The 25,065-nt window shown below is 45.3% G+C and carries 22 protein-coding genes; 11 read left to right on the forward strand and 11 right to left on the reverse strand.

Features of this window, described 5'->3' with window-relative positions:
* Positions 1-69: 69 nt before the first annotated feature.
* The 5 genes from BCT11_RS26475 to BCT11_RS26495 all read left to right on the forward strand — a co-directional run bounded on the left by BCT11_RS26475 (position 70) and on the right by BCT11_RS26495 (position 5,822).
* A complete protein-coding gene (locus BCT11_RS26475; RefSeq protein ID WP_102389761.1) occupies positions 70-1,200 on the forward strand; it encodes a glycosyltransferase in 1,131 nt (376 codons plus the stop codon).
* Positions 1,197-2,624, forward strand: coding sequence for a GNVR domain-containing protein (locus tag BCT11_RS26480; RefSeq protein WP_038874973.1), 1,428 nt, complete (start codon positions 1,197-1,199; stop codon positions 2,622-2,624). Before BCT11_RS26475 ends, BCT11_RS26480 begins: the two co-directional genes overlap by 4 nt.
* Positions 2,625-2,865: 241 nt before the next feature.
* Entirely contained in the window at positions 2,866-3,987 is a 1,122-nt protein-coding gene (locus tag BCT11_RS26485) for a glycosyltransferase (protein ID WP_102389763.1), read from the forward strand.
* On the forward strand, positions 3,980-5,173 hold the full coding sequence (locus tag BCT11_RS26490; RefSeq protein ID WP_054756107.1) for a glycosyltransferase family 2 protein: 1,194 nt from the start codon (positions 3,980-3,982) through the stop codon (positions 5,171-5,173). The genes BCT11_RS26485 and BCT11_RS26490 overlap by 8 nt, the downstream gene beginning before the upstream one ends.
* A gap of 10 nt (positions 5,174-5,183) precedes the next feature.
* Positions 5,184-5,822: a sugar transferase gene (locus BCT11_RS26495; protein WP_042600821.1), complete on the forward strand. Its 639-nt coding sequence runs from the start codon at positions 5,184-5,186 to the stop codon at positions 5,820-5,822.
* Between the two features lie 19 nt (positions 5,823-5,841).
* Here BCT11_RS26495 and BCT11_RS26500 read toward each other — a convergent pair whose 3' ends face one another.
* Positions 5,842-6,231, reverse strand: coding sequence for an ATP-binding protein (locus BCT11_RS26500; RefSeq protein WP_038872641.1), 390 nt, complete (start codon positions 6,229-6,231; stop codon positions 5,842-5,844).
* A gap of 312 nt (positions 6,232-6,543) precedes the next feature.
* Here BCT11_RS26500 and BCT11_RS26505 point away from each other — a divergent pair, with 312 nt between their 5' ends.
* The gene (locus BCT11_RS26505) at positions 6,544-10,941 is read left to right on the forward strand and encodes an SslE/AcfD family lipoprotein zinc metalloprotease (protein WP_102389765.1); all 4,398 of its coding nucleotides are present in this window, start codon (positions 6,544-6,546) and stop codon (positions 10,939-10,941) included.
* A gap of 89 nt (positions 10,942-11,030) precedes the next feature.
* Here BCT11_RS26505 and BCT11_RS26510 read toward each other — a convergent pair whose 3' ends face one another.
* Together BCT11_RS26510 and BCT11_RS26515 are read right to left on the reverse strand one after the other, a co-directional pair.
* Positions 11,031-11,693, reverse strand: a complete 663-nt coding sequence (locus BCT11_RS26510; RefSeq protein ID WP_102389767.1) for a DNA alkylation repair protein — start codon at positions 11,691-11,693, stop codon at positions 11,031-11,033.
* A gap of 59 nt (positions 11,694-11,752) precedes the next feature.
* Positions 11,753-11,968, reverse strand: coding sequence for a DUF6434 domain-containing protein (locus tag BCT11_RS26515; RefSeq protein WP_038872631.1), 216 nt, complete (start codon positions 11,966-11,968; stop codon positions 11,753-11,755).
* A gap of 252 nt (positions 11,969-12,220) precedes the next feature.
* Between BCT11_RS26515 and BCT11_RS26520 the strand changes: the two genes are divergently transcribed.
* Positions 12,221-12,652, forward strand: coding sequence for a hypothetical protein (locus BCT11_RS26520; RefSeq protein ID WP_102389788.1), 432 nt, complete (start codon positions 12,221-12,223; stop codon positions 12,650-12,652).
* Positions 12,653-12,708: 56 nt separating this feature from the next.
* Here BCT11_RS26520 and BCT11_RS26525 read toward each other — a convergent pair whose 3' ends face one another.
* Entirely contained in the window at positions 12,709-14,244 is a 1,536-nt protein-coding gene (locus BCT11_RS26525) for a diguanylate cyclase (RefSeq protein WP_102389790.1), read from the reverse strand.
* A gap of 456 nt (positions 14,245-14,700) precedes the next feature.
* Between BCT11_RS26525 and BCT11_RS26530 the strand changes: the two genes are divergently transcribed.
* The 3 genes from BCT11_RS26530 to BCT11_RS26540 are packed head-to-tail and all read left to right on the forward strand — an operon-like array spanning position 14,701 to position 19,452.
* On the forward strand, positions 14,701-17,862 hold the full coding sequence (locus BCT11_RS26530) for a response regulator (RefSeq protein ID WP_102389791.1): 3,162 nt from the start codon (positions 14,701-14,703) through the stop codon (positions 17,860-17,862).
* A 17-nt stretch (positions 17,863-17,879) separates the two neighbouring features.
* A complete protein-coding gene (locus tag BCT11_RS26535) occupies positions 17,880-18,359 on the forward strand; it encodes a hypothetical protein (RefSeq protein ID WP_038872766.1) in 480 nt (159 codons plus the stop codon).
* A 1-nt stretch (position 18,360) separates the two neighbouring features.
* On the forward strand, positions 18,361-19,452 hold the full coding sequence (locus tag BCT11_RS26540) for a porin (protein WP_102389793.1): 1,092 nt from the start codon (positions 18,361-18,363) through the stop codon (positions 19,450-19,452).
* 82 nt (positions 19,453-19,534) lie between these two features.
* On the opposite strand, the gene BCT11_RS26545 is transcribed toward BCT11_RS26540, so the two are convergent.
* The 7 genes from BCT11_RS26545 to BCT11_RS26575 form a co-directional block, all read right to left on the reverse strand.
* On the reverse strand, positions 19,535-20,482 hold the full coding sequence (locus BCT11_RS26545) for a DMT family transporter (RefSeq protein WP_102389795.1): 948 nt from the start codon (positions 20,480-20,482) through the stop codon (positions 19,535-19,537).
* Positions 20,483-20,667: 185 nt separating this feature from the next.
* Positions 20,668-21,282, reverse strand: a complete 615-nt coding sequence (locus BCT11_RS26550; RefSeq protein ID WP_102389797.1) for a sugar O-acetyltransferase — start codon at positions 21,280-21,282, stop codon at positions 20,668-20,670.
* Positions 21,283-21,498: 216 nt separating this feature from the next.
* Positions 21,499-21,828, reverse strand: a complete 330-nt coding sequence (locus BCT11_RS26555; RefSeq protein WP_038872612.1) for a hypothetical protein — start codon at positions 21,826-21,828, stop codon at positions 21,499-21,501.
* Between the two features lie 139 nt (positions 21,829-21,967).
* On the reverse strand, positions 21,968-22,516 hold the full coding sequence (gene cyaB, locus BCT11_RS26560; RefSeq protein ID WP_020197363.1) for a class IV adenylate cyclase: 549 nt from the start codon (positions 22,514-22,516) through the stop codon (positions 21,968-21,970).
* A gap of 147 nt (positions 22,517-22,663) precedes the next feature.
* Positions 22,664-22,864: an MAPEG family protein gene (locus BCT11_RS26565; RefSeq protein WP_241909060.1), complete on the reverse strand. Its 201-nt coding sequence runs from the start codon at positions 22,862-22,864 to the stop codon at positions 22,664-22,666.
* A 15-nt stretch (positions 22,865-22,879) separates the two neighbouring features.
* Positions 22,880-23,314: an Mpo1-like protein gene (locus BCT11_RS26570; RefSeq protein ID WP_009706035.1), complete on the reverse strand. Its 435-nt coding sequence runs from the start codon at positions 23,312-23,314 to the stop codon at positions 22,880-22,882.
* A gap of 185 nt (positions 23,315-23,499) precedes the next feature.
* A complete protein-coding gene (locus BCT11_RS26575) occupies positions 23,500-23,982 on the reverse strand; it encodes a MarR family transcriptional regulator (protein ID WP_102389798.1) in 483 nt (160 codons plus the stop codon).
* Positions 23,983-24,102: 120 nt separating this feature from the next.
* Between BCT11_RS26575 and BCT11_RS26580 the strand changes: the two genes are divergently transcribed.
* The gene (locus tag BCT11_RS26580; protein WP_102389800.1) at positions 24,103-25,005 is read left to right on the forward strand and encodes a DMT family transporter; all 903 of its coding nucleotides are present in this window, start codon (positions 24,103-24,105) and stop codon (positions 25,003-25,005) included.
* Positions 25,006-25,065: the final 60 nt, after the last annotated feature.

Raw genomic sequence — 25,065 nt, forward strand, 5'->3', positions numbered from 1 at the left:
TTCCTTGGCACGCAATGTGATAAGTCTACTTATTAGAACAATCATAAAGTTGGCTCAAAGGAGAAAATGATGACGGACATCGTAGTGTTTGGCGAAGACTTTGGCGGATTGCCTTCTTCCACTCAACATATCATTAAACATCTGACAGACAATCACCGCATCCTGTGGGTTAATTCCATCGGTTTAAGGCAGCCGAGGTTGGTGACAAAAGACGTAAAGCGCATCGTTAACAAACTCACACGCTCTTTTGATGCACATACACAGAACAATACAACGTTCAATCAAGACTGCCACATGAGCGCCAGCATTCAAACGATTAACCTACTCACCATCCCTGCACCGCGGACTCAATGGGCAAGGAAGGCGGCTTCGAGCATGATGCAACATCAACTGAAGCGAAAGCTAAAAGAGCTTGGCTTTGAAAAACCGGTACTCTGGACGTCTCTGCCGACTGCCGTTGATGTGTGTAAGAGTATGGATAACTCTGGCATCGTTTATTATTGTGGCGACGATTTTGGTGCACTCGCCGGCGTCGATAATCAAACGGTCTTGGAACACGAAGAGGATTTGATTGATTGCTGCGACATCATTTTGGCCGCGAGTGAAAAACTGGCGGCTAAATTCCCACAAGACAAAACTGTCACCCTCCCTCACGGCGTGGATTTCACCTTATTCTCAACTCCCGCAGTCAAAGCTAACGACTTGCCAGATAATGGCAGAAAAATACTTGGCTTTTACGGCAGTTTATCCGAATGGTTAGACTATGCATTGATTGAACAAGTGGCGGTTCAAGCACCCGATTGGGATCTCGTTTTCATTGGACCAAACGAACTGCCCCACAACCCGCTCCCACAACGAACTAATGTCCACTACCTTGGACCTAGAGCACATCAACAGTTGCCAAGCTACTCACAGCACTGGGATGCGAGTTGGTTACCTTTCGTCGACAATGCTCAGATTAAAGCGTGTAATCCACTCAAGCTTTTGGAGTATTTAGCAACCGGCACACCTGTTATCAGCACCACTTTCCCAGCGCTCATGCCTTACAAACAGATGTTGCATGTTGCAGCGGATGCCGAGGATGTATGCGCCAGCTTAAATCATTTACTGCCTCCTCCAATTGGTTCTATGGCTTTGATCGAAAAACAAAGCTGGGCATCGAGAGCCTTTCAAGTTGAACAACTCGTGAGGTCACTATGAGCGATTTAAGAGAAAACCTATCTGTATTGCTTCACGGGGCCTGGCGTCGACGTTACCTGATCGTGGTCCCTATGCTAGTGCTGCCCGTCCTTGGTTTTATTGTTAGCAAGCTTTTGCCTACAAGTTACGTTGCGCACACCAGCATGCTGGTACAGGAAACCGCCAAAATGAATCCGTTTCTTGAAGATCTGGCCGTTTCTACTCAACTGAAAGACCGTATCAACGCGTTGAGTACATTATTAAAGAGCCGACACGTGCTCTTCTCCGTCGCTCAAGAACAAGGGTTGATAAACGATGAGATGGATCTAAAAGAACAAGAGTTCATTATTAAAGATCTCGCCAGTCGACTCTCCGTCAAACAGTTGGGTAAAGACTTCATTCAAATCGAACTTACCAACAAGACACCAGATGGCATGGAAGCGATGCTCACGTCGGTCAGTAATCATTTTGTCGAACAATTGCTTGCACCAGAGCGCTCCTCTATTAAAGATTCCAGTCATTTCCTGACGATTCATATCGATAAGAGGCGCACAGAGCTTGATGCAGCAGAACAAGCATTTGCTGAGTACAAAAATACTTACGCCCACGCAACACCCGAGATGCAGGCGCAAAGTTTGTCTCGACTCGCCAGTCTCAAGCAATCCTTGGCAGAGAAGGAAGCAGAGCTAGCCGGGGTAAAACGCAGCTTGGGTAGTTTGGACCAACAACTTTCTAAAACAAACCCAGTTATCGGCAAGATTGAAGAACAGATCATAGAAATACGAAGTGAGTTGACGCTGCTTCGTGCTAAATACACCGAAGCACACAGTCTGGTCCAAGGTAAAGTCCGAGAACTCAATCGACTTGAGCAAGAACGTACGGTACTGATTAATTCTAAACAACCGGAAATGAACAGTAATCAGCTTTGGGATATTGCCAGTACGGCAACGGTCAGCAACCTCGGCGACGCACAACCCTTGCTTGTCTCTCAACTCCATCAACTGCAAATCATGCGAGGTCGATACGAGTCGCTAGAAGAAGAAACCGATAGTCTCTACAACATGATTCAAGATCTGGAAAACAACGCCAACCGTTTTGGTAGTACCGCGACTGAGATAAACAGGCTTGCACGAGACGTCGCAGTCAAACGCGAATTATATGATGATCTGGTTGAGCGTTATGAAATGGCTCAATTGACGGGTTCTCTCGGTGTGTTCGAAGAAAACAAACGGGTAAAAATCATTGATGAACCCTACACGCCAACCCTACCTTCTAATCTACCCAGTATTGTTTTTGTCCTTCTGGGGCTCATTGGCGGTACGGGATTAGGAATTGGCATCGCAACTCTTATCGAGCTGGCTGACAACTCTATCCGTTCACGTAAGGCATTAGAAAATCACTTAGGCGTCGCTGTCATCACCACGATTCCAAAGGTGACATTTTAGCTCTTCACTGACGGCCCCCTCAGCACAATCAAAGCACTCGAACTTCGGGTGCTTTTTCTTATTTATCAACTTCTTGCTTGTTTGAAAGTGCACAAAGAATATGAATTTCAATTTGAGAATAATGTTGTGTCATTTTAAGCACCTCACCAAAGTCTACCCTAACCATATGTTTTAACTGAATTTAATGATTGGCATGCACTGTGCAGTATTACTGATAACAACTGACGTCGAGGGCTGAGGAATGGAAAACGTTAAGACCCGAGAAAGTAATAGTAAGAGCAAAGGCAAAGTGATCGTTCATGTCGTTCAGCATCTCGCACCTGGAGGCTTAGAAACCTTGGTTCTTGAGATGCTTCGCTTTGCCAAAGCAGAAGACTCCGTTTGTGTCATTAGCCTAGAGGGAAACCGGTACACCGCGCTAAACCATTGGGAAAAGTTAGCAGACTATCAAGACCAACTCCACTTTCTCAACAAACAATCTGGTTTGGATCTTGTCACACTCAAAGCGTTGAAGAAGACATTAAAACAACTGCATGCCGATGTGGTACATACCCATCATATCGGGCCTCTTCTCTACGGAGGCATCGCTGCTCGGCTCCACGGCGTGAAGGCCTTAATCCATACCGAGCACGATGCGTGGCATCTTAACAACAGAAAAGCCGCACGATTGCAAACCACCCTGCTCAAATTGCTTCGTCCTCAGGTTGTCGCAGACGCCGATTTTGTCGCAGAACAAATCATCAATAACTTGGGGTACGAACGGGTAAAAACGATCCACAACGGCATCGATTGCGAAAAATTCAAAGACGGCAATGGGCTGTTAGCTAAACAAACATTCTCGCTACCAACTGACAAGTTTATCATCGGAACCGCTGGACGCTTAGAGGCCGTCAAAGGACAAGAAATCCTAATCAAAGCATTTTCGCAATTACCAGAAAACACACACCTCGCGCTTGCTGGTTGTGGCAGCCAGCGAGATTTGCTTGAGGCACAAGTAAGGACTCTAGGCCTAGAAGAAAGAGTGACGTTTCTCGGGTTAGTCAATGACATGCCAAGCTTTTATCAAAGCCTCGATGTGTTTTGCTTGCCATCATTGCAAGAAGGTTTTCCACTTTCGACACTGGAAGCACAAGCATGCGGCGTACCTTGTATCGCCAGCAATGTCGGCGCGGTAAAGGAAACATTATGCCCTCATACCAGTGCATTGGTAGAACCAAACCGAGCCCCAATGCTCACGGAAGCGTTAACAAACTACTTATCACGACAATCTCGTTCACCACGAAAACACATTCTTAAGCACTTTGATATTCGCGATATGGTTAATCGCTATGCTGTTTTATCTGGGGAGACTTCTTATGAGTGATTTACTTTGGACAGCGGGTTTCGTTTTATCTGCGCTACTGATTATTTACCACCACGTTGGCTACCCCCTTGTTCTCAACTGGTTATCTGCTCATCGCAGAACAAGTAAAGTTTCCTCGAAACGAGGCGAAGGTAACTATAAAGCGTCAAAAAGCGACGGTACTTTACCCTCTATTACGGTGATCGTTCCCGCTTATAACGAAGAACAGTGGATAGCAGAGAAAATTCGCAACCTTGCTAGTTTAGATTATCCGAGAAATAAGCTTACCGTGGTAATTGCTTGTGACGGGTGCTCTGACAATACCGCTGATATTGCGCAAGACACCATTCAAGAAGCCATTTGTGCCGATACCTTGTTCATCATCCACGATCATCGAATCAACCGAGGTAAAGTGGCACTTCTCAACGCAGAAATGGAAAACGTCATTTCGGACATTACTGCTTTGAGTGACGTTTCCGCGCTGGTGTCGTGTGACTCTCTACTACTTGCTAGCCAGCACTACCAAAATGAAAACGTCGGCGTCGTTAATGCAACCTATCAAATCATGACAACCCAAAACGAAGGTGAAGCGGCATATTGGCATTATCAATCTCAAGTAAAATACAAAGAGTCGTTGATTGGATCGACCATCGGTTCTCATGGCGCGTTTTATACGTTTAGAACCAAACTGTTCACGCCTTTAGAGCCAGAAATTATCAATGATGACTTCATTTTGCCCATGCGCATTGTGCTTCAAGGTTATGACTCCGTCTATGAACCAAAAATGTTAGCCATCGAACTGGAAGAAAGCTCAGACAGTTCGGACTTCCAACGTCGCCTGCGTATTTCTGCCGGGAATATGCAGCAATTCTTAAAGCTAAAAAAGCTGCTGCTTCCCCGTTATCGTGGCACCGCATTTGCATTTCTATCGGGAAAGGTACTGCGTCTCGCGACGCCTTATCTGATGATCTTATGCTTGGTGAGCTCAATGCTGCTTGATCACTATCCAGCATTTCAGATTCTAATGTTTGGGCAGTTAACGGTATATCTCGTCGCGCTGATCACTTACTTTGTTCCGGTTTTCAATATATTCAAACCGTTCAAATTAATCAGTTACATGGTCGTAGGACATATCGCCAACTTTGCAGGTGGATTGCGTTACCTACTAGGAATGGAAAATGGGCGTTGGAAACGCATTAATCAATAAGGAAATCATCATGAAGACATCACGCTACGATTCAAACATTCACCTAGCTAAGCGAGCTTTCGATGTTCTCATTTCGCTATTGATCTTAATCGTGACTGCGCCAATCATGCCTTTGATTGCTTTGGCGATTGTCATCGATTCGCGTGGCCCTATTATTTATCGTCAACTTCGTGTTGGACGCTGCACACCAGAAAAAATGGATTTATTCGAAATCATGAAGTTTCGCACCATGTATGTCGACGCAGAACAACGATCCGGCGCAGTTTGGGCATCGGCAAATGATCCACGTATTACGCCCGTTGGCCGTTTTTTACGCAAGACACGATTGGATGAACTACCACAATTGTTCAACGTATTGAAAGGTGAGATGTCACTGATTGGCCCACGCCCTGAACGCCCTGCTTTCTATCAAAAACTGGAAGACGAAATCCCATTTTTTGTCGAACGAACATACGGTGTTTTACCAGGCATAACTGGATTGGCACAGGTAAATCAAGGTTACGATTCTTGCATCGAGGACGTTCGTCGCAAGGTAGGTTTTGACCACAGTTATGCTCTGAGCTTAAGTTCTTTCTATTCTTGGATTTCCATGGACATTACCATTATGAGCAAAACCTTAGTCGTCATGCTCGACGGTCGAGGTCAATGAGCCCACAAAGGTAGAAGCATTACTCTTGCCACTGGCGACGCATGTTTTCAATCGTCGCTGGTGGCACATTATGAACACTTGAGTACTCACCGCGACAGACCTGAACTTCCACTTCAATCCCCTTTTTTTCACAATACTTTACATAGCGTTTCATTTCCCAGCGACGCACAAACGTATTACTCACAATCACTGTCTTACCTTTACTCAGCCACTTGCGCGTTTGTTGAAAGCACCATTCATGCGCTTCTGCCAGCTTCGTACCGTCAAAAACATACTCGCCATTTTCATTCTCAAAATACATGTCAGCTTCAAAATGTTTTGCTTTGAGCTGTTTGGACAATTGCTTGGCCAGCGTTGTCTTGCCAGAGCCCGGTAAGCCACGAACAAGAAGGAGTTTTGCATTAGACATAATGGAAGGATTTTAGTGAAAAACCAGCAAACTTTACGCTATTTTTGAGGAAATGAAAGGGAAAGCAGCCACTAGGATCGTTCGTCGTCGTAACCTTGCTCTCATAAGCGTAAATAATTGAGCTCAAGCATTAATTTTTGTTCCCTCCGGTCGCATTTAAATCTAGAATGCGCGCGCATTTATTGAGCTCAAAAAATCACTAAGACTTAACGACTTACTTAGTATCAACCAAAAACCTTGAGCTTTTAAATAAAGTCACTCTCAACCAATACTCCATCCATTATTCGATGGCATTCCATAAGGGTTTAGTCTTTGAAAAGAAGTCTTCTTTCAATCCTTGTCGCTTCGCTGCTGTTTGGCTGCGGAGGCGATGAAAACAAACACTCAACAAGTACCACACCTCCAACGGTCGAACCAGATTTACCGCCTGATCAACCAGATATTGGCGTAACGACCTACCAAGGTAAGCTGTTCATTAACGGTAAAAAAATCACTGGCGACATTCAGTGTGATGGACAAGACATCAGTGAGTCAGGCTACTTCACCTACACTGCTTCAGAAGGCCAGTTTGATTGTCAATTTGGTGCTGTGACTTTAGGTGAGTTCAGCTACCAGATCCCTGAGCAAACTCGTATGGGTTCACAGCCAGCTGAATTAACGCAAGCCTATGACCTAAAAGACGTTCTCGGTCGACACGCAAACAACGCCACTAAGCTGTTAAACAAGGTCGACACGTGCCCTACTCAGGACGCACAAGTGTGTTTGGATGAAATCAACAGTTATGACATCCAAGACTTATACGAAAGTGACGATCAAGCTGCGATTGATGAGTTTCTCAATCCAAGTGTCGCAAACGAAGGTGAGCAGCCAAGCGCGCACGTTGACCCAGAGCTTCAACCAGAAATCACTCCGGGCGCAAGCAACAACTTAACGGGATCGTTTGTGTCTGCCAATGCAGAGGCGACTTACGAATACAAACCAAGTGCAGCCAACAAACCGTTGACCAAAAGCCGTTTGACCGACTCGCAAGGAAATGCGCTTGCTGGCGTCGAGTTCTTTAGCCAATCCGCACGCGGAATCACAGATGCCAACGGTGAATTTGAATACCTTTGGGGTGAGAACCTGATCTTTGGTATCGATACCTTTACTCTAGGCCAAGTGAAAGGCAATAAGGTCGATTACCAACTTGCAGATTTAAGCGACAACCCATTGGTGAAACAGAACCTTGATGCGTTCGTTCATCGCTATGGCGTGTCTTCTGGCAACAACATTGAAATCAGCGATACCGTTCGTCAGGTGTTTGCACAATACCCGAACGTTATTAACGAGCTGATCAATTTGAGCCTACCAAACGGCGCAAAAATTGAAGGCACGAACTTCACCACGCCAAATGAGTTCGAAGCGCAATTCAGCCAAGGTTTAACACAAATCATTGATGGGCAACTAAAGACGCCTCAATGGTCAGGCTTTGCTGCACCTATGCAGCGTACGGTTCGTGCTTCTGGTAGCAATTATGTCACGCAGTCTCTGCATCAGATTTATGCTGGGGTGGATAGCGTGCACGTCTTCCATGATAACCATGGTTGGGGTGGCTCTGGTTACACACGTGCGATGCGTAACTTCAACCTAACTAACGAAGCCTTCCCTGTTCTGTTGCCACGTAACGACAACAGCTACTGGCTCCCGTTTGGTGAAGAAGCGGCATGGACTCGTGGTTCAGGCAAAGATCAAAAAGCCTACATTGTGGATGCCACAACCATTGATAAGAACTCAACGGTCGTGATGCAGCGCCCAGAAGTGATTTCCAAACAAACCGCGACTTTTAATCTACCAACCATGACGGCAGGTATGATTGGCTCAGGTAAAGTGGTGTTCTTGGGTAACGCGATGTACACCTCTATCTTCTCTTGTCCAGAAAACTACTGGGCAGGCGCAGATCTGGGCATCGACAGCGAAGCGCAGCAATGTCGTTATAGCACGCCTCACAACCAAGAAGCGCAAGATGCGGATACTCGTACCGATCATGGCAGCATGCAAATCATGTTCAGCAACTTGATTGATTGGTTAATGCCGAATGCAACGCAAGAATCTCTCGCGATTGCAACCAACATCAACAAAGGTCACGCATTCCGTTGGGATCGCAAAGAAGGTCAAATCTACGATTTCTTTGTCAATCCAAGCTATAAATTGGGTGAAATGGACGTATTAAGCAGCGGCCAGTTTGATTCATTAGATCCAACCTCTACACCACTGCTTTTGCTTCAGTCTTACGAAATCAAAACCGATGGCTACGCGACAAAATCCGTCGTGTCTGACATCAACCAACCTAAGTTGGACGCCGATGACGTTACAGCGCTGATCGAATACGTAAACAACGGCGGTAGCATCATCTTCTTTGATGCTTTAGAAGAGAGTAACCCAGAACCGATTGCTCGTTTAGCGGATGCGGCAGGCGTTTCTGTTGGCGGTGCGAACGTTGCCAAGACATTCCAATCTCTGTGTACGGACAGCTATTGGTGTCACAGCACATCTGGCCCGAACGTACCTAACCTGCATACAGTCGCAGAGCACGATCTCGTGGTTTATGAACGTTATGCAGACACGACCAAGATTGAGATCAATGACAACGGTACGGTGACATGGCCGGGCAATATCGACATGCCTACCCTTGAGATACCGCTATACAAAGTCTCCATTGATGGACAAGAGCATCAACGTTATGCATTCCACATGGTGAAATCGGAACAAGAGAAACAAGCAGCAACCGCAGAACTTCAACGCGAGTTTCCTGGCGTTCCGGTTTGTAAAGACAATTACCAATACGAAGTAAACTGTATTGAAGTGCGCGAAGGTCATGGCATTCCTAGCCGTGGTAACCACCATCGCCCAGACTTTACTCGTTACGAAATGAGCCCTGAAGTCGTCGATAGCATGGTAAAAGCGGCGAACTTAGGTGCCAACATTGATCGCCTACTTTCTCACGAGCTTTACTACCGCAGTAAAGGGGAAATTGGTGAACGCTTGTCGCAAGCTGAGCTAACTTCAACCTACGATAACCTATCCGTTTGGCTGTGGAATGACGAGCAATACGAGTTCAATCCAAACGTACAAGATGAGCTTGGCTTCGAACGTGCGGTCGAAATGCTGAACTGCTACACGAGCAACGCGCATCAAGGCGGCAACGTTTGTGGTCAAGATACGCAAGAGCAACTTGCTAAATGGTCAATGATTACCGAATCAGGCGAGCTGAACCCGTCTTACCCTCTGAACTGGATGGAGAAGCCATTAACACGCATGATGCTTGGTCGCTCTTACTGGGATTTAGAGATCAGTGTCGATACGACTGGCTACCCGGGTCGCCCTGCTCAATCAGGCAGTGCAGCGAGCGTTGCGATTCATACCGACAACAAAACCGTGATTGGTACGGCAGGCAGCATGCAATCGACGGGCTTGTGGGCGCCGCAACTTGAAGAAGTTACCATCTCTGGTGGTGTAAAAGCGTCTATAAATGTTGCTTTGGCTGATGACCTGACGGGCCGTGCAAACCACGAACTGAGTTTGAAGCGCCCACCACGCGTACAAAAGACTTTCCAATATGACGGTTCGTCTTTGAGCTTCAAAGTACCTTACGGTGGTTTGATTTACATTCAACCGTTAGAAGTAGATTCTCGTGACGTTGTGACGTTTAACTTCACTGGTGTGCTTCGTGCGTCTTGGTGGAAAGACGGTGCTTGGCTAAACCCAATCAACACTAACGTGCCATTGGCAGAAATCGATTCAGGTCATTTCGTTTACACGACGCCAGTGAAAAACGTACTGGACACAGACGTACGTAAGTTTGCCGATGAACTGAACGCATTCGCGAATCATGCGAGTGATTTTTACGGACGTGATCAAGTCATGGCAGAAGGAAAACACCGTCGATTTACATACGATGCCCTGCTCGCCAACCGACATCGCTTCGTGAATGATGCGCAAATCTCGATTGGTGCGGCGCACTCAGGCTACCCTGTTCAAAGCAACAGCTATTGGCCAACATGGACTGTCGTGCCATCAAACCCAACCAATGACTGGTTACTATGGCATGAAGTCGGACACAACCTTGCTTCAGCGCCGTTTATGATGGCGGGATCTACTGAGGTTACCAACAACATTCTTGCCCTTTACATGCAAGAACAGCGTGAATCAAAGCCATACATGGACCGCATTGCGAGTGATCTATCCAAGTCACCTTTATGGCTCGATCGCTTTGAAGGGCATGCTTGGAGTGAAGCGGATGTCGGCATGCGCTTAGCGATGTTCGGCCAGTTAAAGCTTTGGGCAGAAGACCATTTCGACATCGATGATTGGTATGCGAATCAAGCAGAGAAGCCGAGCATCTTTGGTGAAGACCAAGGCTGGAACTTCTTCAAACTCGCACACCGTAAAGCACGTGGTGACAGTATTGGCGACCAAGGCATTAACTACTGTTCTGCGCAAAGCAGCCAGTTAAGCCAAGGCGATCTCATGATGGCATGTACCTCATACCTGACCGGATATGATCTGACAGATTACTTCCGTATGTGGAACCCATCAGAAACCAAAGCTAACCTGCCAAATGGCACTGTTGATTACTCTGATGGTTTAACGCCTGCAGGTTTCAACACGGTTGCGGCGATGGATTTACCGAAACCAGATAAGTCTCCTTCTGAGTATTTGTCTGTTAAGTAACCCGTAAGACGATAAAAGCCGACAGAATTCAATTCTGTCGGCTTTTTTGTATCACTCCCCTTGCTTTGGCGAAGTGTCGAAGAGGGAAGCTACAAGGCCATCAGCTCTCGCTTAGTTTGCTTATCCAACTTTTCTATCGCATATCGAAACGCCGTCCTCGGCATCTTGCTATGATGACGTTTCAAGTAGTCCACCACTCGCTCCGGTTCTTTTTGCGCCAGCACTTTGAGCATCCAGCCATAGCCTTTTTGCACTAAATAATGATCATCTTCGAGCAACAAATCCGCTATGTGAAAAGGCTCAGTCCCTTTATACAAGCCTTTATTGATCGGATAGATAAGCGTCACTGCGGCTGCACGCCTCACGGCAAAGTTATCACTCTTAACCCACTCCAATGTGCGAATAAACAGGCTGTTGTCTTGAGCAATAAGCGCACCGAGTGCATGGGTGCAAAAATCATCACAATCATTCCAATCGGTAATGTATTGATAAAGCCAAGATTCGAATCGCTCGTACGTGGCGGCGTCATAATGCTTTTTCACTCTGAACGCCCAATCAAAAGCAATCACGCTTAATGCCCAATCGCGCTCTGCCAGCAACGTTTCACACTGCTCAAAAACGAAGTCTGCTTGCTTAGTGTCTAAACTTCGAAAACCATCGGCAGAAATTGCTCTCACCAAGCCGGTGCACACTCGCTTCTCTGGGTACCCAATCTCACTTAACTTTTGAGTTAACGTTTCTACAATACTCATTGTTTTTCTTTCTGTTCTTCCATTTCGATACGTTTAGCGTGAATCACTTTATTGGTGAACTATTTTGCTTGCTGTCTGCGTAGCCACTCTTGTGCTGCATCACCCATGCTTGTTCCTTCTGCGTCGTTCATCCACTGCATAAAGCTGCGGTCAAACTTGAAACCGTCTCCACATTTGGACTTGAAGTAACGACGTACATTTTGAGTACTCTTATAGGAAGACGTAATTAACGTGTTGTCTTCAATATGGTTTTTATGCCAATCCACTTTGCTCATATGTCCCTTCTTCTAGGCTTGGTAGCGACGCCTTGCTCAAAGAAAGAGTGACATCTTCTATCAGCCACATCCACCTTGAGTCCTCGAATACTTCATTTTTGCCAATTCAGTCATATTTCCGTGGTTTATGTATTGTGCTGACGAGAATCCAAATTGGAACGGGACACGAATATTTACATATCTCGTTGTAATCAGTTTAAGAAAGAGTCGGTCTGCCATTAGGAACCTTCACTACTCAATAAAGGAATGAAAATGAAAGAAACGCTCCAACCAAAGCTTCAACGTCAATTGGGATTAGGGCTGTTAGCACTGCGCTTAAGTATCGCGTTGGTATTTATCATGTGGGCGCTAGATAAAGTGCTGGTACCAGAGCATGCAATGAAAGTGTTCTCTGGCTTTTATGGTTTAGATATATCGAGTGGATTTTCTGTCGCGTTAGGTATTGCCCAGTTGGTGTTCATCGGGATTTTTGTGGCTGGACTTTGGAAGAACCTGACTTATCTTGCGATTCTGGTATTACACGCAGGCTCGACTTTCTCTTCGTTTGCGAAGTACCTAGACCCGTTCAACAACCTATTATTCTTCGCGGCGTGGCCGATGCTTGCTGCGTGTTTCGTTCTCTACCTATTGCGAGATCATGACATCTATGTGTTGAGAAAACAGCCTCAAGCGGTTACGGCTTAACTCACCACCAGCGGCTGAGACACAATAAAAAAGGGAGGCTTCACACCTCCCTTTTGCTAACTGAATATCGGCACTTCTACCATCGAAGTATGATAAAACGCGTAACGCCCTTTACCCAATTGCTTCGCTCTGTACACCGCCATATCGGAACAGTGCAGCAGAATATCAATATCGCGCCCCACGCCCTCTGTGAGAACAACCCCAATTGACGCGGTTAAACTGATATCAATGCCTAAACGATCTGCCGTGCTTTGTAATTTAGCGAGGAACTTGTCTAGCTTTAGCTCTAATTCACGCTTAGTTCGAAACTCTTGCGTCAACACCACAAACTCATCACCACCAAATCGACCTATGATGTCGCGCTTGTGGCCAAAAGTCTCTCTCAACACCGCCACAAACAGAGCGATAACTTTATCGCCCGCTAAGTGACCGTATGTATCGTTGATGTACTTGAGGTTATCCATATCAAAGAAGATACAAGCTTTGGGCGTATTACTAAGAGACAACGACTTTTCTGCCCCTCGCAAGAAATACTCCCGCGTGAGCAAACCACTGCGTGAACAAAACACGCCATTGCGACTGGCTTGTAATACCAACTCAAAATGCTCTTTCAGCTCCATAGAACTGTCATTGAGAACCACTTGGCTCTCTTCTAAGAATCGGTCTAGAGGCTGCGTTAATCCAACGACTTGTTTACCCATCAATCGTGTTATCACAAGATAAATCGCGATGATAAGCAGGACGTTAACACCAAACATCGTTGTTCCTTCACCGAGTAAGCTGCTGAACTTGGCTTTTGAAAGTAAAATCCAAGGCGTGTCCTCGATCTTGCGGAACTCAATGTATGACAGATCAAATGGCGAAGAATAAGTGAAGAAACCACCGGAAGAAGAATTCGATAAAGCGTGTAAATTGGCTTCCCGATCAAAGAGTTTTTCATAACCATAATTGAACAGATTGACACCAACATATTGTGCATCTCTGGAATGACTAATGACATTCAGCTCATCATCCAATAAGACACTATAAATATCATCTTCGTTGTCCGTTTTTAACGCATGTTGAATCTCACTAAAGTGAATCGATGCTGAAATGGTCCCCTGCAAATCCCCTAACAAGTCAAACATTGGACGGCATAGGACATACACAATGTTGCCATTACTGATGTCTGTAAGTACATCGGTCATGACGGTCTTTTGGGTTCGGATTACTTGATGAAAATAGTCTCGATGTGCGATGGAATGGACTTTGTTATTGTGCGTGCTGACCATATTCCCAACGCCATCACTGAACCCGATCCCTGCCAATTCAAACGCTTCTTTATAGGACACAGCGCGAGAGGCTCGCTCTTTCAGCGACAATTCTGATTCGGTGAAATGCTCATCATTGCTCATAGCCCGCAACAAATCACGATACCCACCAACGATGGTTCCTAAGTTTACTTCAGCCGATTTCACGTGGTAGCGAGCAAGACTCTTTGCTTCATCGACTTGTTGGTAGGCCCAATAGGTAAAGTTGGTAAATAAAGCGATAAAGACAATTGGGACGGTGTAGCGGAGCGTTACGCTTTGAAGACTTCGAGATACATTCATGACTTAATTGTTGTTGTGACATTGTCGTATTTTAAAATACGTATTCTAATCGATGGATGACACGTCTTATTTGCGCCCTTTAGCTGTAATCAGAGTACAGATTACACAAAATGCAAGCGCTGACGTTTGGCATTCTCATTAGCAAGAAAGCAAACAAATTATACCTACCCCTGTATATCGAAACAGCAACTTTCTCCCGAGTTACGACAAAACATTTTCCATGTACAACAAATGGTTTTTATCGATACGTTTCATTACTTTAAATAAACGATATAAATCTAATAGGAAGGGAGTTATTGATATTTTTGAAACCATATCCTCTTAACAAACTGCACCTTTGTCGCAAGAGTCACACTTTTTGGATTGTATAAGTATGAATTTTTCTACACCATTTCTAACAAATGAGATACATAAACTACACTTTTCATATCAATCTCTTGGATATGGACGTGCACTGTGGCTGGATCGCTTTCATGGAATAACCTCTCCGTAAAACACAAGCTGTTTTGCTTAGTTTTCTTACCCATCGTTTTGTTGCTCTTTCTGGCGGGGCAGCAAGTCGTTAGGTTGTCGACTCAGGCTCAAGATCTTGAAAGAGCACATTTGTTCTCTGACTACATGGATCAGGTTTCGTATCTTTACAACCTGCCTAGCAATCCAGACGTAACCGATAAAGCGGTGATGATCAAAGGTACAACTGAGAAACTCAATGCCACCGCCACTCTCATTTTTGCCGATAAAGGCGTTGAAATGGCGGACTTGTTGTCAAGCCTAGAAGAAGCAAGTTTGTCTCTCGCGACCAGTACAGACATGGATGAGCGTCTAGACTTAGCTGAATGGCGCGCCGACACTTACAAACAGATTCTTTTGGCTTTAGAAAAAGTCCCTTTTAACAATGCCACGGTTGAAATCCAAAACCATCTGTCTGCTTTAATGCAAATTGAGTGGCTAATGTTCTGGTCGAAAGAAGAAAACCGTTTAAGCCAGTACCTAATTTATTCCGTTGAACAAAACCACTACTACGACACAGACATCGGTAGCGAGATTGAATCCTTAGTCAAAAATCAACAACTGTTCTTAGAGCGCTTTGTAACCCTTAATGCTAATCAACAACAAGTCGAGTTGTTAATCGAAACCTTCACAAATGAAGTATTCGTTCTTAGCCAAGAATTCCGTGCTTATCTGTTCAGTGAACAAGAGTTGAGTACCCTACCTCCCCAAGAAGTCGCGACGGGTTTGACCGCTCTAAACGGCCGTCTCGAACTGCTACAAAATGTCGATAATAAAATGACTGACCAACTTAATGCTGACGTTGATCATGCCATCTCCATTGCCAACCAACAGCGACTCATGTTCATCGGCGTGATGTCGTTAATCACCATTTTGGTCATCAGCCTCGCAATACGTTTAGTACGTAAAGTGACAGGCAACCTAAACCTTGCTCTCGAGTTTTTACGCCGCGACAGCTACAGCGAAGAGTCGCCGCTCGTAGAATTAGTCAAAGGCAAAGACGAGTTGAGTAAGTTCGCTCAGGAAGTAGAGCGCCTGAGTTACGAACGCGAACAAGCGAAAGGGAAATTAACCCAAGCAAAAGAGGATGCGGAGCGTGCGAAAGACGACGCGATTAAAGCCAGCAAAGCAAAAAGCAGCTTCCTTGCTAACATGTCACATGAAATTCGCACACCACTTAATGGGGTAATTGGTATATCTGAAGTGCTTTCCGATACCTCATTAACAGCCACACAGCGTGATTACGTCGATACTATCGAAACCTCGTCTCAGTTACTACTTAGTCTGATTAACGACATTTTGGATTTCTCCAAGATTGAATCGGGCATGTTGCTGATCAGTCCACATTCAACCTGTGTGCGTGAATCTATCTACGACATAGCTTCTATTGTTTCTCCAAAAGCCAAAGAAAAAGGCATCGACCTTAAGGTAAACATTAGCCGTAATACTCCATTCCGCTTGATGATTGATGATCACCGTTTACGCCAAGTGATCATGAACTTTATGTCTAATGCGGTGAAGTTTACCGAAAGTGGCACTGTATGCCTGTCGGTATCAACCCATTCCGTGTCGGGTTCTTACGCGGTAATGGAGTTTTCAGTGCAAGATTCCGGCATCGGTATTGATGAACAACAGCAGAAAAAGATATTCGAACCCTTCGCACAAGAAGACGACTCTACAACGCGCCAATTTGGAGGCACTGGGCTTGGCTTAGCGATCAGCACGCAACTGGTAGAGCTGATGGGTGGAAAGATCCAATTGGAATCTGAGAAAGGCCAAGGGAGCCGCTTCTTCTTCCAACTGACTTCTTCCGTAGTCCAACTAGATTTTGACTCAAAGCATACCGCTCATAACAGTCAGGTTTGGCTGGTTTGTGACGACCCGAATATGGAAAGTACCCTACGTGATGAGCTTAATTTCTATCGCATCGCGATGCATCAATCCGTAACGTCATTAGATGAGCTACCGACATGGATCAATGACAAAGAACAGGTGGTTGTGATCTATGCCGAGACTCGTCCTAATGCAGCCAAAGCCAATGAAGACATCTTCCACAGACTGGAAACACAGAATGTTCGTCTGTGTTTAGTGAAGCATTTACACAGCGGTCAATTTGACTTCGGTCAGAGCGTGAGTGCCATAATCACTCAACCACTGCTTGGTCAACGTTTAGTGAAAGCACTTGAAAGCTGCGAAGCAAAATTCACCCAAAAAGCACAACTAGCTGTAACCAGTGTCGCGAATACCAGAGCTAAAATATTGGTGGTTGATGACAATACAGTAAACCAAAAAATTGCTGGATTGCACGTGACCAAAGCGGGCTTCCCTTTCGATTTAGCTGCAAATGGTGCCGAAGCCGTTGAAATGTTCAAAAAGAGCCAATACGCATTGATCTTAATGGACTGCATGATGCCTGTCATGGATGGCTTTGAAGCGACAGAGAAAATTCGTCAGATCGAGCAAGATGAAAACCGCAACTACCGCATCCCTATTATCGCCTTAACCGCGAGTGTGGTGGATGACGATATTCAGAAGTGTTTTGATGTTGGTATGGACGACTACGTCCCGAAACCGTTCAAAGCGAATGTGTTGAAAGAGAAACTGGCAAAAGCTGCTAACGTACCAGTTGTCGACGCTACGATTAACAACATCAGTCCAGCCCCAGTTAGTCATGTGGATAACCATCAAGCAGCGGCTCTAAAAGAAGAGCCTTCAATCACGATCCTACCGAGTCGCTCTGAGCGTATTCTGTTAGTTGAAGATAATACCGTAAACCAAAAAGTAGCGTCATTATTGTTAAGTAAAGCTGGTTATGAGTTTGAGATTGCAGAAAATGGTCAAATTGCCGTGGATATGTTCCAACAAGATAATGGCTTTGACATCATTTTAATGGACTGCCTGATGCCGGTGATGGATGGCTTCCAAGCGACCAAAGAAATCCGAGCATATGAAAGAAACTCCGGTCTACCGAAAACACCGATCATTGCATTAACCGCCAGTGTTGTGGATGACGATATTCAACGTTGCTATGACTCAGGTATGGATGCCTATGTACCGAAACCGGTGCGGAAAGAGAAACTTCTTCATCAAATTGAAAGCGTGATTTAACGAAAAGGTTGATGGATATGCATACCGATTTCTTTATTTCCAAAAACAGCATGGCGAGAGGATTGACGACTGCGCTGATTGCCTTCGCGTTGCTCATGTCGTTCGATAGCGAGGCTCTAGCCGCGGATCAATACGCCATATTCTCTCTCGACTCAGAGTTTAGTGAATTAAATATTACCAAAGCGAGAAAACTCTACCGTGGAAAAACCAAACGCTTACAAGGGAAACGAATTGAACTGTCAGACTGGCCAGACACATCGTCAGAGCGATCTGAGTTTTATCGCTATTTACTTAACAAGAACGTCGCACAGATGAATGCGCATTGGGCGAGTTTGTCTTTTTCTGGCAAAGCACGTCCGCCTAAAGTCATTGATAGTTCAGATATGAACGCTCTGTTGGAATGGATGAAAGAGAAACCTAATCGCATAGGTTACGCACCGGTGAGTAGTCTGCCTTCTAATGCACAAATCCTCTACGTAGTCAGTTCGGAGAAATAATATGAAGAAATCACTCATCGCAATTGCACTAAGTGGTCTGGCTTTTCCGAGCTTCGCAACCATAGAAATTACCGATAATTTATCACTCAGCGGATTTGGTTCAACCTCGTGGGCGACATCCGATAACGAGACACCACTGCTGGTCAATCGCTTTATCGATAACGAAAACTGTTACGACTGTGATACAACGTTTGGTGTGCAACTCGACTTCTTTTACGATGCTTTCAAAGCTTCTGCACAAGTGGTGAAACGTCCACAAGATCATTGGAGTGAGCCGCAATTAGAATGGGCATACTTGGCGTACACCTATGGAAACGTTGAGTTTCGAGGTGGCCGCTTAAGAATGCCGGTCTTTCTCGCTTCGGAGTACTACTACGTGGGACATGCCTTTACCCCTGCTCGCCCACCAAATGAGGTTTATGACAGCATATTAGGCATCACCGCTTACAATGGTTTGTCGGTGCTTTGGAATTACGACTTGAATGACAGCATAACGTTAACCACGACACCTTTCATCGGTTTCCATGATGAAAGCACGGTCGACTTTAACGCCAATACCGAATTGACGTTCAAGACCAATGAAATGTACGGCGTTAACTTCATTCTGAGTGGTGATTACTACCGTTGGAACTTTACCTATTTAGACTCCAACTACGACCAAGAGACAAGACTTACCAACCTCACTACGAATATCCCAGGGGTTGGTGTAGTGCAAGTGCCAGATCAAACCCTGAACGCTAAAGACCAAAGCATCAAGCTGTTTTCTCTTGGGGCAGAATACGAGTTTGATGCGCTAACGTTAACCATTGAGGGCCAAACCAACGACATCGCTTCTGCCTGGTACGTTCAAGGGACATATAATCTCAACAGATTCACACCATACGTGACTTACGGCCAACAGTTTGATGACCACGAACATCGTGTCGGTGACAGTTACCTGTTCGGTGTGAGATACGATGTTCATTACAACATTTCACTCAATGCAGAGTGGCAACACTTCAACGCTTATCGCAATGCCTCTGGTGCGTTTGTTAACACACCACCGGAAGATGAAGCCAATCTTTACACCATCATGGTTAACTTCGTCTTCTAACCTTAGTCAGTTAACTCCAAGGCAGGTCGAACGTTCTCGACCTGCTCTGCTTTGAAGTCTCTTGATTTATTCACTCAACACATCACTTGTTTCGGTTTATCATCACCACGGAGAGGATCGTCAAAGTCATCCCTACGGCATGAAACCAAGTAAAAGACTCACCCAGTATCAGAATCGCGCAAAGCGCAGTCATTGCAGGGCCAACATTGCTCACCAAACTTAAATGCGCCGGATTTAACCTCGCCATCGCGACCGCAATCAAATAAGACGGAATCACAGTACAAAACAATCCAAGTAATACACCAATGATGATAAGTTCATGACTCAATGTTTGTAGATCTAAGTCGCTGAAAACCAGATGAACTAGAATCGCTACACCCGCACTGCCCATCCCGATGCTAGTAAAGATTGTACTACCAAGCTTGGCGATACTCCCTTTACTCATCACTAAGTAAACTGCAAAGACAAAAGCAGACAATACTGCTAATCCACCACCTAACCATATCTGATCCCCATATTGAGAAAGGTCGTGGGCAACAATCAATCCAACGCCTACATAACCAACCAAAGCCGCGATGATGATATTACGATTAGGTACTTGAGCTTGCGTTAGCCACATGATCAACAAAACAAACGTTGGAAATAGGAAAAGCAGCAAGCGCTCCAATTGAGCGGAAATATAGTTAAGTGCAGTAATGTCTAAATAGCTAGCTAAGTAATAGCCCAACACACCAATTGCCGCAGCTTTTAATCCGTGGCTTTTCACTTGTGTCCGATGTTCAGATTTACGCAGCATCCAAAACAAAATACAAAGATACACGGGTAATGAACTCATTGCTCGCAGCGTCATGATGCTAACGGCATCACCACCATGCTGATAGGCCATTTTGACGAAAATTGGCTTGATAGAAAAAAGTAATGTTCCCGCGAGTGCAAACAATACGCCTAATGTGACCGAATTGATCGGTTGTTTGAATGGCTTAGTTGGCTTGTTTTCTGAATGTGGATTGGATTCGGATGCCATATTCATTGTCTCTCCTTGATAACACATTTTCTGTTCATACAAGGCTACGAGATAGAATACGATTCTGGCTGCATCTACTCGCAGCCAGGCACAACTCAACCTACCGACTGCTTGGCATTAGAAGGAGGAGCCACCAGAGGTTGGTTGTGCGGATGATCATTTTACTTTCCTATTCGGGTAGAAGGTTCAGACTAACCATTGAACATATTTTGTTCAAGCTTACGATCTCTAAAAAAGTACTCTTTATCGTGTTGTCCGACCTCTCTGAGCACACGACACGGGTTACCAACGGCCACCACATTGGCAGGAATATCCTTAGTTACGATACTGCCCGCGCCAATCACCGAGTTTTCTCCGATCGTCACACCCGGTAATACCACCGAGTTCGCACCAATCCATACGTTATCTCCAATTCGAACCGGCATATTGAACTGCGCGACGTCTCGTCTCAAATCGGGATCGATTGGGTGCCCTGCCGTTGCAATGGTTACATTAGGTCCAATCATCACGCTATTCCCAATGTAGATGTAGGTATCGTCGACTAAAGTCAGATTGAAGTTCGCGTAAACATTGTCACCAAGGTAAGTGTGACAGCCCCAGTTCGCTCTTAAAGGCGGTTCGATGTAACAATTCTCACCTACAGACGCGAGCAGACGCCCGAGTATCTCGCCCCGCTTTTCTGATTCCGAAGGACGTGTGTGGTTGTAATCGTATAAGGTCTCAAGACATTCGGTTTGCATTGCCGCCAGCTCTTCATCATTACAGAAGTAGACTTTTTGACTGTGCAACATGGTTTTCTTATCCATTATTATTCCTGTTGAGGGGGATGTTCTTGGTTGAAATTTAGCAGAGTGAGGATAAGAAAGGCTTGCCAAAAGTCATGAAATTCATGCGTCATCCAAGAAAGAAAGTAAGAAATTATTAGCGAAGGAACATGGGCGAAGATAAAGGGATTCGAGCCACAATTGGAAATGCGAACAAAAATCAAAAATGCCGCAAAGTTCGAATCTTGCGGCATCTTTCTAAACTGGCTTGTTTGTTTTCTTGCGATTTTCCAAGCGCGCTTTAAATTTCTTATTTCGGCGCTTTAAGGCTCGGAAGAATTTCGACTCTTCGTGATACCAACCAATAACGCTAATGGGGAACCCCACCAGCATCATGATGAAAACATCGGCAGGAAACTGATCGGTAATATCCCTTACCGTTTGCAGCTCACCAAAGATAAACAAGCCAATAACCTTGCCAACCAACAACGCACAGCAAATCATCAAGAAAGACTTCATTATGTAGTGCCATTTGCCTTTCTTGCGCTCTTCTCGCCAATACACGTATTTGTGCTCGCGATTGTACATTTCCCCCTCCGTTTAAGTGACATTGTCACCATCAGTCTGCGAAATGGAATGGTGGTGCGAGACGGCAAGCTCGCACTACTTTAATCATAGTGCGATTGGAGGGCGCTGCTTGTCAGACCAATAAGAAATGACGGGGATTTTACTGAGCGGTCCACATTTGTTTGTAAGAGCGCAATTCTCGGTTGGACTCATCCAAACCAAACATGCCTGCTAGTGCTTGCAGTTTTTGTTTGTAGCGTCCTAGTGCGCTTTCATCATCAGTCATGATCGCGAATTCTGCGAAATAACCGATGCCTTCAAGGTGGTCAAGTGTGATATGGAATTCACCGACAAAGTAGATACTGCGAGTCTTCTTAGTATGGAGGATGACCTCGTAACCCATGTTCTCCAACATGCTTTTTGCTGCATGAGACTTGGTGATGTCTGTCGCTTCGCAACGATCTTCTTCCGGCCCTTTAACAATCCAAAGCTTAATGCCAGATGGTTCAATTTCACGAATCACCAAGCTTTTGTTTTCGTTGGTTAGCTTGCGATCAGGTGTATCGTAAAACCAATCTGATTCTTGGTTGTCTTCGAACATCACCTCGTGTTGTAAGCTGCTTAGCGCGGTTAAAAACGCTCGCTTGTCTTTCACTCGGTATTTCAATTCAACTTCAAACTGGCCCTGAAAATGATCTTGTGCACTCACGCGACTACCTCTCTACAACTTTTAGCTTGGACTTTTTATTCTGTTCTTCACAAGGTGAAAGGACTTTTAAAATTAGCGAAAGAGTAGCATGAGTTCCGCGACTGGCCTGAAACACAAGATAACTTTGTGCAAAACGTGGCACAAAACTTAAAACGCGAGAGAAAGCATACAAACACAGCTTGCAATGCCAGCGATGACGACCAGAGTCCTACCGATGGCGATATCCGCAATGTACATGACGGGATGAGCCATTCGGGTAAAAGCAAACACAATCGCAGGCATGGAGAGATCAGACCATGGAACACCACTCAAACTCACGGCAAGAATGGTTGCGCTATAAAATGCCAACGCTTCCCCATTTAATTAATGCTTACGAAACACCCAAATTGGCCCGATTAAAAGGAACTGAACGTCTTCAAAAAACGATGGTTTCTTCCCTTCGATTTTGTGCCCGATAAACTGGAAAATCCAAAGCACACCAAACAGTAACATCGAAATCTGTAAAACTGGCCAACCGAGTATGTCCATCGACCAGATTAGCCCAATACACGCAACGGTGTAGCCAATCATCATCATGAATACGCTGAGAGACAACCGGAAGTAGAAGATCCAAGCGGGTAAAGCAACGACCCACACCCAATTGAGATTGAATCCAAACAAAGGAATTTGCGGAATAGACCAAATCAACCCAACTACGGATAAAAAGATACCCGGCACCGCCACTTTATGAATCTTTTGATTGATTGGGTTTTGATGGCTTTCACCGTAGGCTTCTAACCATTCAGAGAGTTCACGCATAACTTCACCTTTAACATCGATATAACATTTGTATAGTTGGTACGAGTTAAAGGTGCGAGTTTTTGTCCGAAGATATTGATAATAAACAAAGTATCTGTGATCAAGCACAAACTATGTTACTGATATCCCAATGAAATACGCTGCACTTTCGTTAGTTTAGCAACCACTAGGTCATAGGTTCTCGATTACTCATACTGCGGCAAGAGAAGCTTTAACGCCTGATTAACCTGCCCTTTTTCTGCACTGCTCAAAGACCCCATCAGCTCATGTTGCGCTTGAAGGTGCTGCTCTATCAGTGAGTCAATTAACTCGAAACCTTTTTCTGTGAGTTCGACAGTGACGCTGCGGCGGTCTTCTTTACTGTGCTCACGAGCGATCAGACCTTTCTTCTCTAGCTTATCAAGCCTATTTGTCATGGCACCGGACGTCAGCATCATGGATGAAATCAGCTCCGATGGCGTTAAACGATATGGCTGACCACTGCGTCGCAGCGTTGCTAAGACATCAAACTCGCCCATTTTGAGGTCGTAACGTTTGTGCAGATCGGCGACGTGGTTCTCCATGTGCTTTGCGATTCTCATCAAACGCCCCATGATCGCCATCGGTTCGGTGTCGAGCTCCGGCTTTTCCTTAGCCCACTGGCTTACCACTCTGTCAATTGCGTCCATTATCCTTTCATCTCCAAAGACATTTTGTTTTACGAATTTATTTTAACATAAAGATACTTTACAAAAAGCCATCACGAGCGTACCTTTACAATAAATTATCTCAACGTAAAGATATTTAACATGAACATTTTACTCGCGATGATTCCGGCGTTCTTTTGGGGCACCACCTACGCCGTGACACAATTTACTTTGCCGGACTGGCCGCCAGTGTTGCTTGGCGCGCTGCGCGCTTTGCCAGCTGGCCTTTTGTTGCTTGCTATCAAACCATCATTACCAAAGAAACAAGATTGGAAGATCTTACTGGTACTCGGCACAATCAATATCGCCCTCTTCTTCGGACTCATCTTTGTTATGGCGTTGACCTTGCCTTCTGCAATTTCCGGAGTGGGTATGATTTCTGTCCCTGTGTTCGCGATGCTGTTTGGCTGGGTTGTGTACAAGCGACAACCAAGTTTGATTCAAGGGATAAGCGGCGCAGCTCTGATCGCACTGGCGTGGTTCCTGTTTGATCCTAGTTCGATCACACTCAACCCAATTGGCTTAATCGCTATGCTATCTGCAATCATGTGTATCGTTATCGGCAGCAGCGTCACTAAGTCTCTAGGGACAAGAATGCACTGGTGGACGGTTCTAACGTGGCAGCTCATCCTAGGCGGCATCATTCTTTCTATCGCCGCAGCCATCTTCGCAAGCTTTGATCCAGAGCCATATGTGAGTGCCCTACAAAACGCATCATTAAGAAACGTTGGTGGTTTACTGTGGGTTATCGTACTTAACACTGCGCTTGGTTACGGCATGTACGTGTGGCTATTGCAACGCATGTCGGTCGTGGACTTTACCTTCGGTGGTATCGCAAACCCAGTAGCTGGCATTGTTTCTGGCTTAGTATTGATGGGCGAAAGCTTCACCCCCGTACAATACAGCTTGATGCTTGGCATGATCCTGATGTCGCTGGTTCCGCAACTGCTGATGTCGTTCAAACAAAAACGCAATATCAATCACGCAAAACCTTGCGAGTCATAACACTCTACAACGGAAAAACAAAAAGCCCGAGTTTATGCTCGCAATGTAGATCAGATAAGG

The organism is Vibrio sp. 10N.222.52.B12, from assembly GCF_002875385.1.
Taxonomy (GTDB): Bacteria; Pseudomonadota; Gammaproteobacteria; order Enterobacterales; family Vibrionaceae; genus Vibrio; species Vibrio jasicida.

What these genes read in the sequence shown, in the direction of transcription:
- BCT11_RS26570 (WP_009706035.1), bottom strand. Translation starts at nt 23,314, where the DNA reads ATGCGTGAACTCTCTGAATGGTTAGAAGCCTACGGTGAAAGCCATCAA.
- BCT11_RS26580 (WP_102389800.1), top strand. Translation starts at nt 24,103, where the DNA reads ATGAACATTTTACTCGCGATGATTCCGGCGTTCTTTTGGGGCACCACC.
- BCT11_RS26520 (WP_102389788.1), top strand. Translation starts at nt 12,221, where the DNA reads ATGAAAGAAACGCTCCAACCAAAGCTTCAACGTCAATTGGGATTAGGG.
- BCT11_RS26515 (WP_038872631.1), bottom strand. Translation starts at nt 11,968, where the DNA reads ATGAGCAAAGTGGATTGGCATAAAAACCATATTGAAGACAACACGTTA.
- BCT11_RS26495 (WP_042600821.1), top strand. Translation starts at nt 5,184, where the DNA reads ATGAAGACATCACGCTACGATTCAAACATTCACCTAGCTAAGCGAGCT.
- BCT11_RS26525 (WP_102389790.1), bottom strand. Translation starts at nt 14,244, where the DNA reads ATGAATGTATCTCGAAGTCTTCAAAGCGTAACGCTCCGCTACACCGTC.
- BCT11_RS26500 (WP_038872641.1), bottom strand. Translation starts at nt 6,231, where the DNA reads ATGTCTAATGCAAAACTCCTTCTTGTTCGTGGCTTACCGGGCTCTGGC.
- BCT11_RS26490 (WP_054756107.1), top strand. Translation starts at nt 3,980, where the DNA reads ATGAGTGATTTACTTTGGACAGCGGGTTTCGTTTTATCTGCGCTACTG.
- BCT11_RS26475 (WP_102389761.1), top strand. Translation starts at nt 70, where the DNA reads ATGACGGACATCGTAGTGTTTGGCGAAGACTTTGGCGGATTGCCTTCT.
- BCT11_RS26545 (WP_102389795.1), bottom strand. Translation starts at nt 20,482, where the DNA reads ATGAATATGGCATCCGAATCCAATCCACATTCAGAAAACAAGCCAACT.
- BCT11_RS26555 (WP_038872612.1), bottom strand. Translation starts at nt 21,828, where the DNA reads ATGTACAATCGCGAGCACAAATACGTGTATTGGCGAGAAGAGCGCAAG.
- BCT11_RS26540 (WP_102389793.1), top strand. Translation starts at nt 18,361, where the DNA reads ATGAAGAAATCACTCATCGCAATTGCACTAAGTGGTCTGGCTTTTCCG.
- BCT11_RS26510 (WP_102389767.1), bottom strand. Translation starts at nt 11,693, where the DNA reads ATGAGTATTGTAGAAACGTTAACTCAAAAGTTAAGTGAGATTGGGTAC.
- BCT11_RS26550 (WP_102389797.1), bottom strand. Translation starts at nt 21,282, where the DNA reads ATGGATAAGAAAACCATGTTGCACAGTCAAAAAGTCTACTTCTGTAAT.
- BCT11_RS26485 (WP_102389763.1), top strand. Translation starts at nt 2,866, where the DNA reads ATGGAAAACGTTAAGACCCGAGAAAGTAATAGTAAGAGCAAAGGCAAA.
- BCT11_RS26575 (WP_102389798.1), bottom strand. Translation starts at nt 23,982, where the DNA reads ATGGACGCAATTGACAGAGTGGTAAGCCAGTGGGCTAAGGAAAAGCCG.
- BCT11_RS26480 (WP_038874973.1), top strand. Translation starts at nt 1,197, where the DNA reads ATGAGCGATTTAAGAGAAAACCTATCTGTATTGCTTCACGGGGCCTGG.
- BCT11_RS26535 (WP_038872766.1), top strand. Translation starts at nt 17,880, where the DNA reads ATGCATACCGATTTCTTTATTTCCAAAAACAGCATGGCGAGAGGATTG.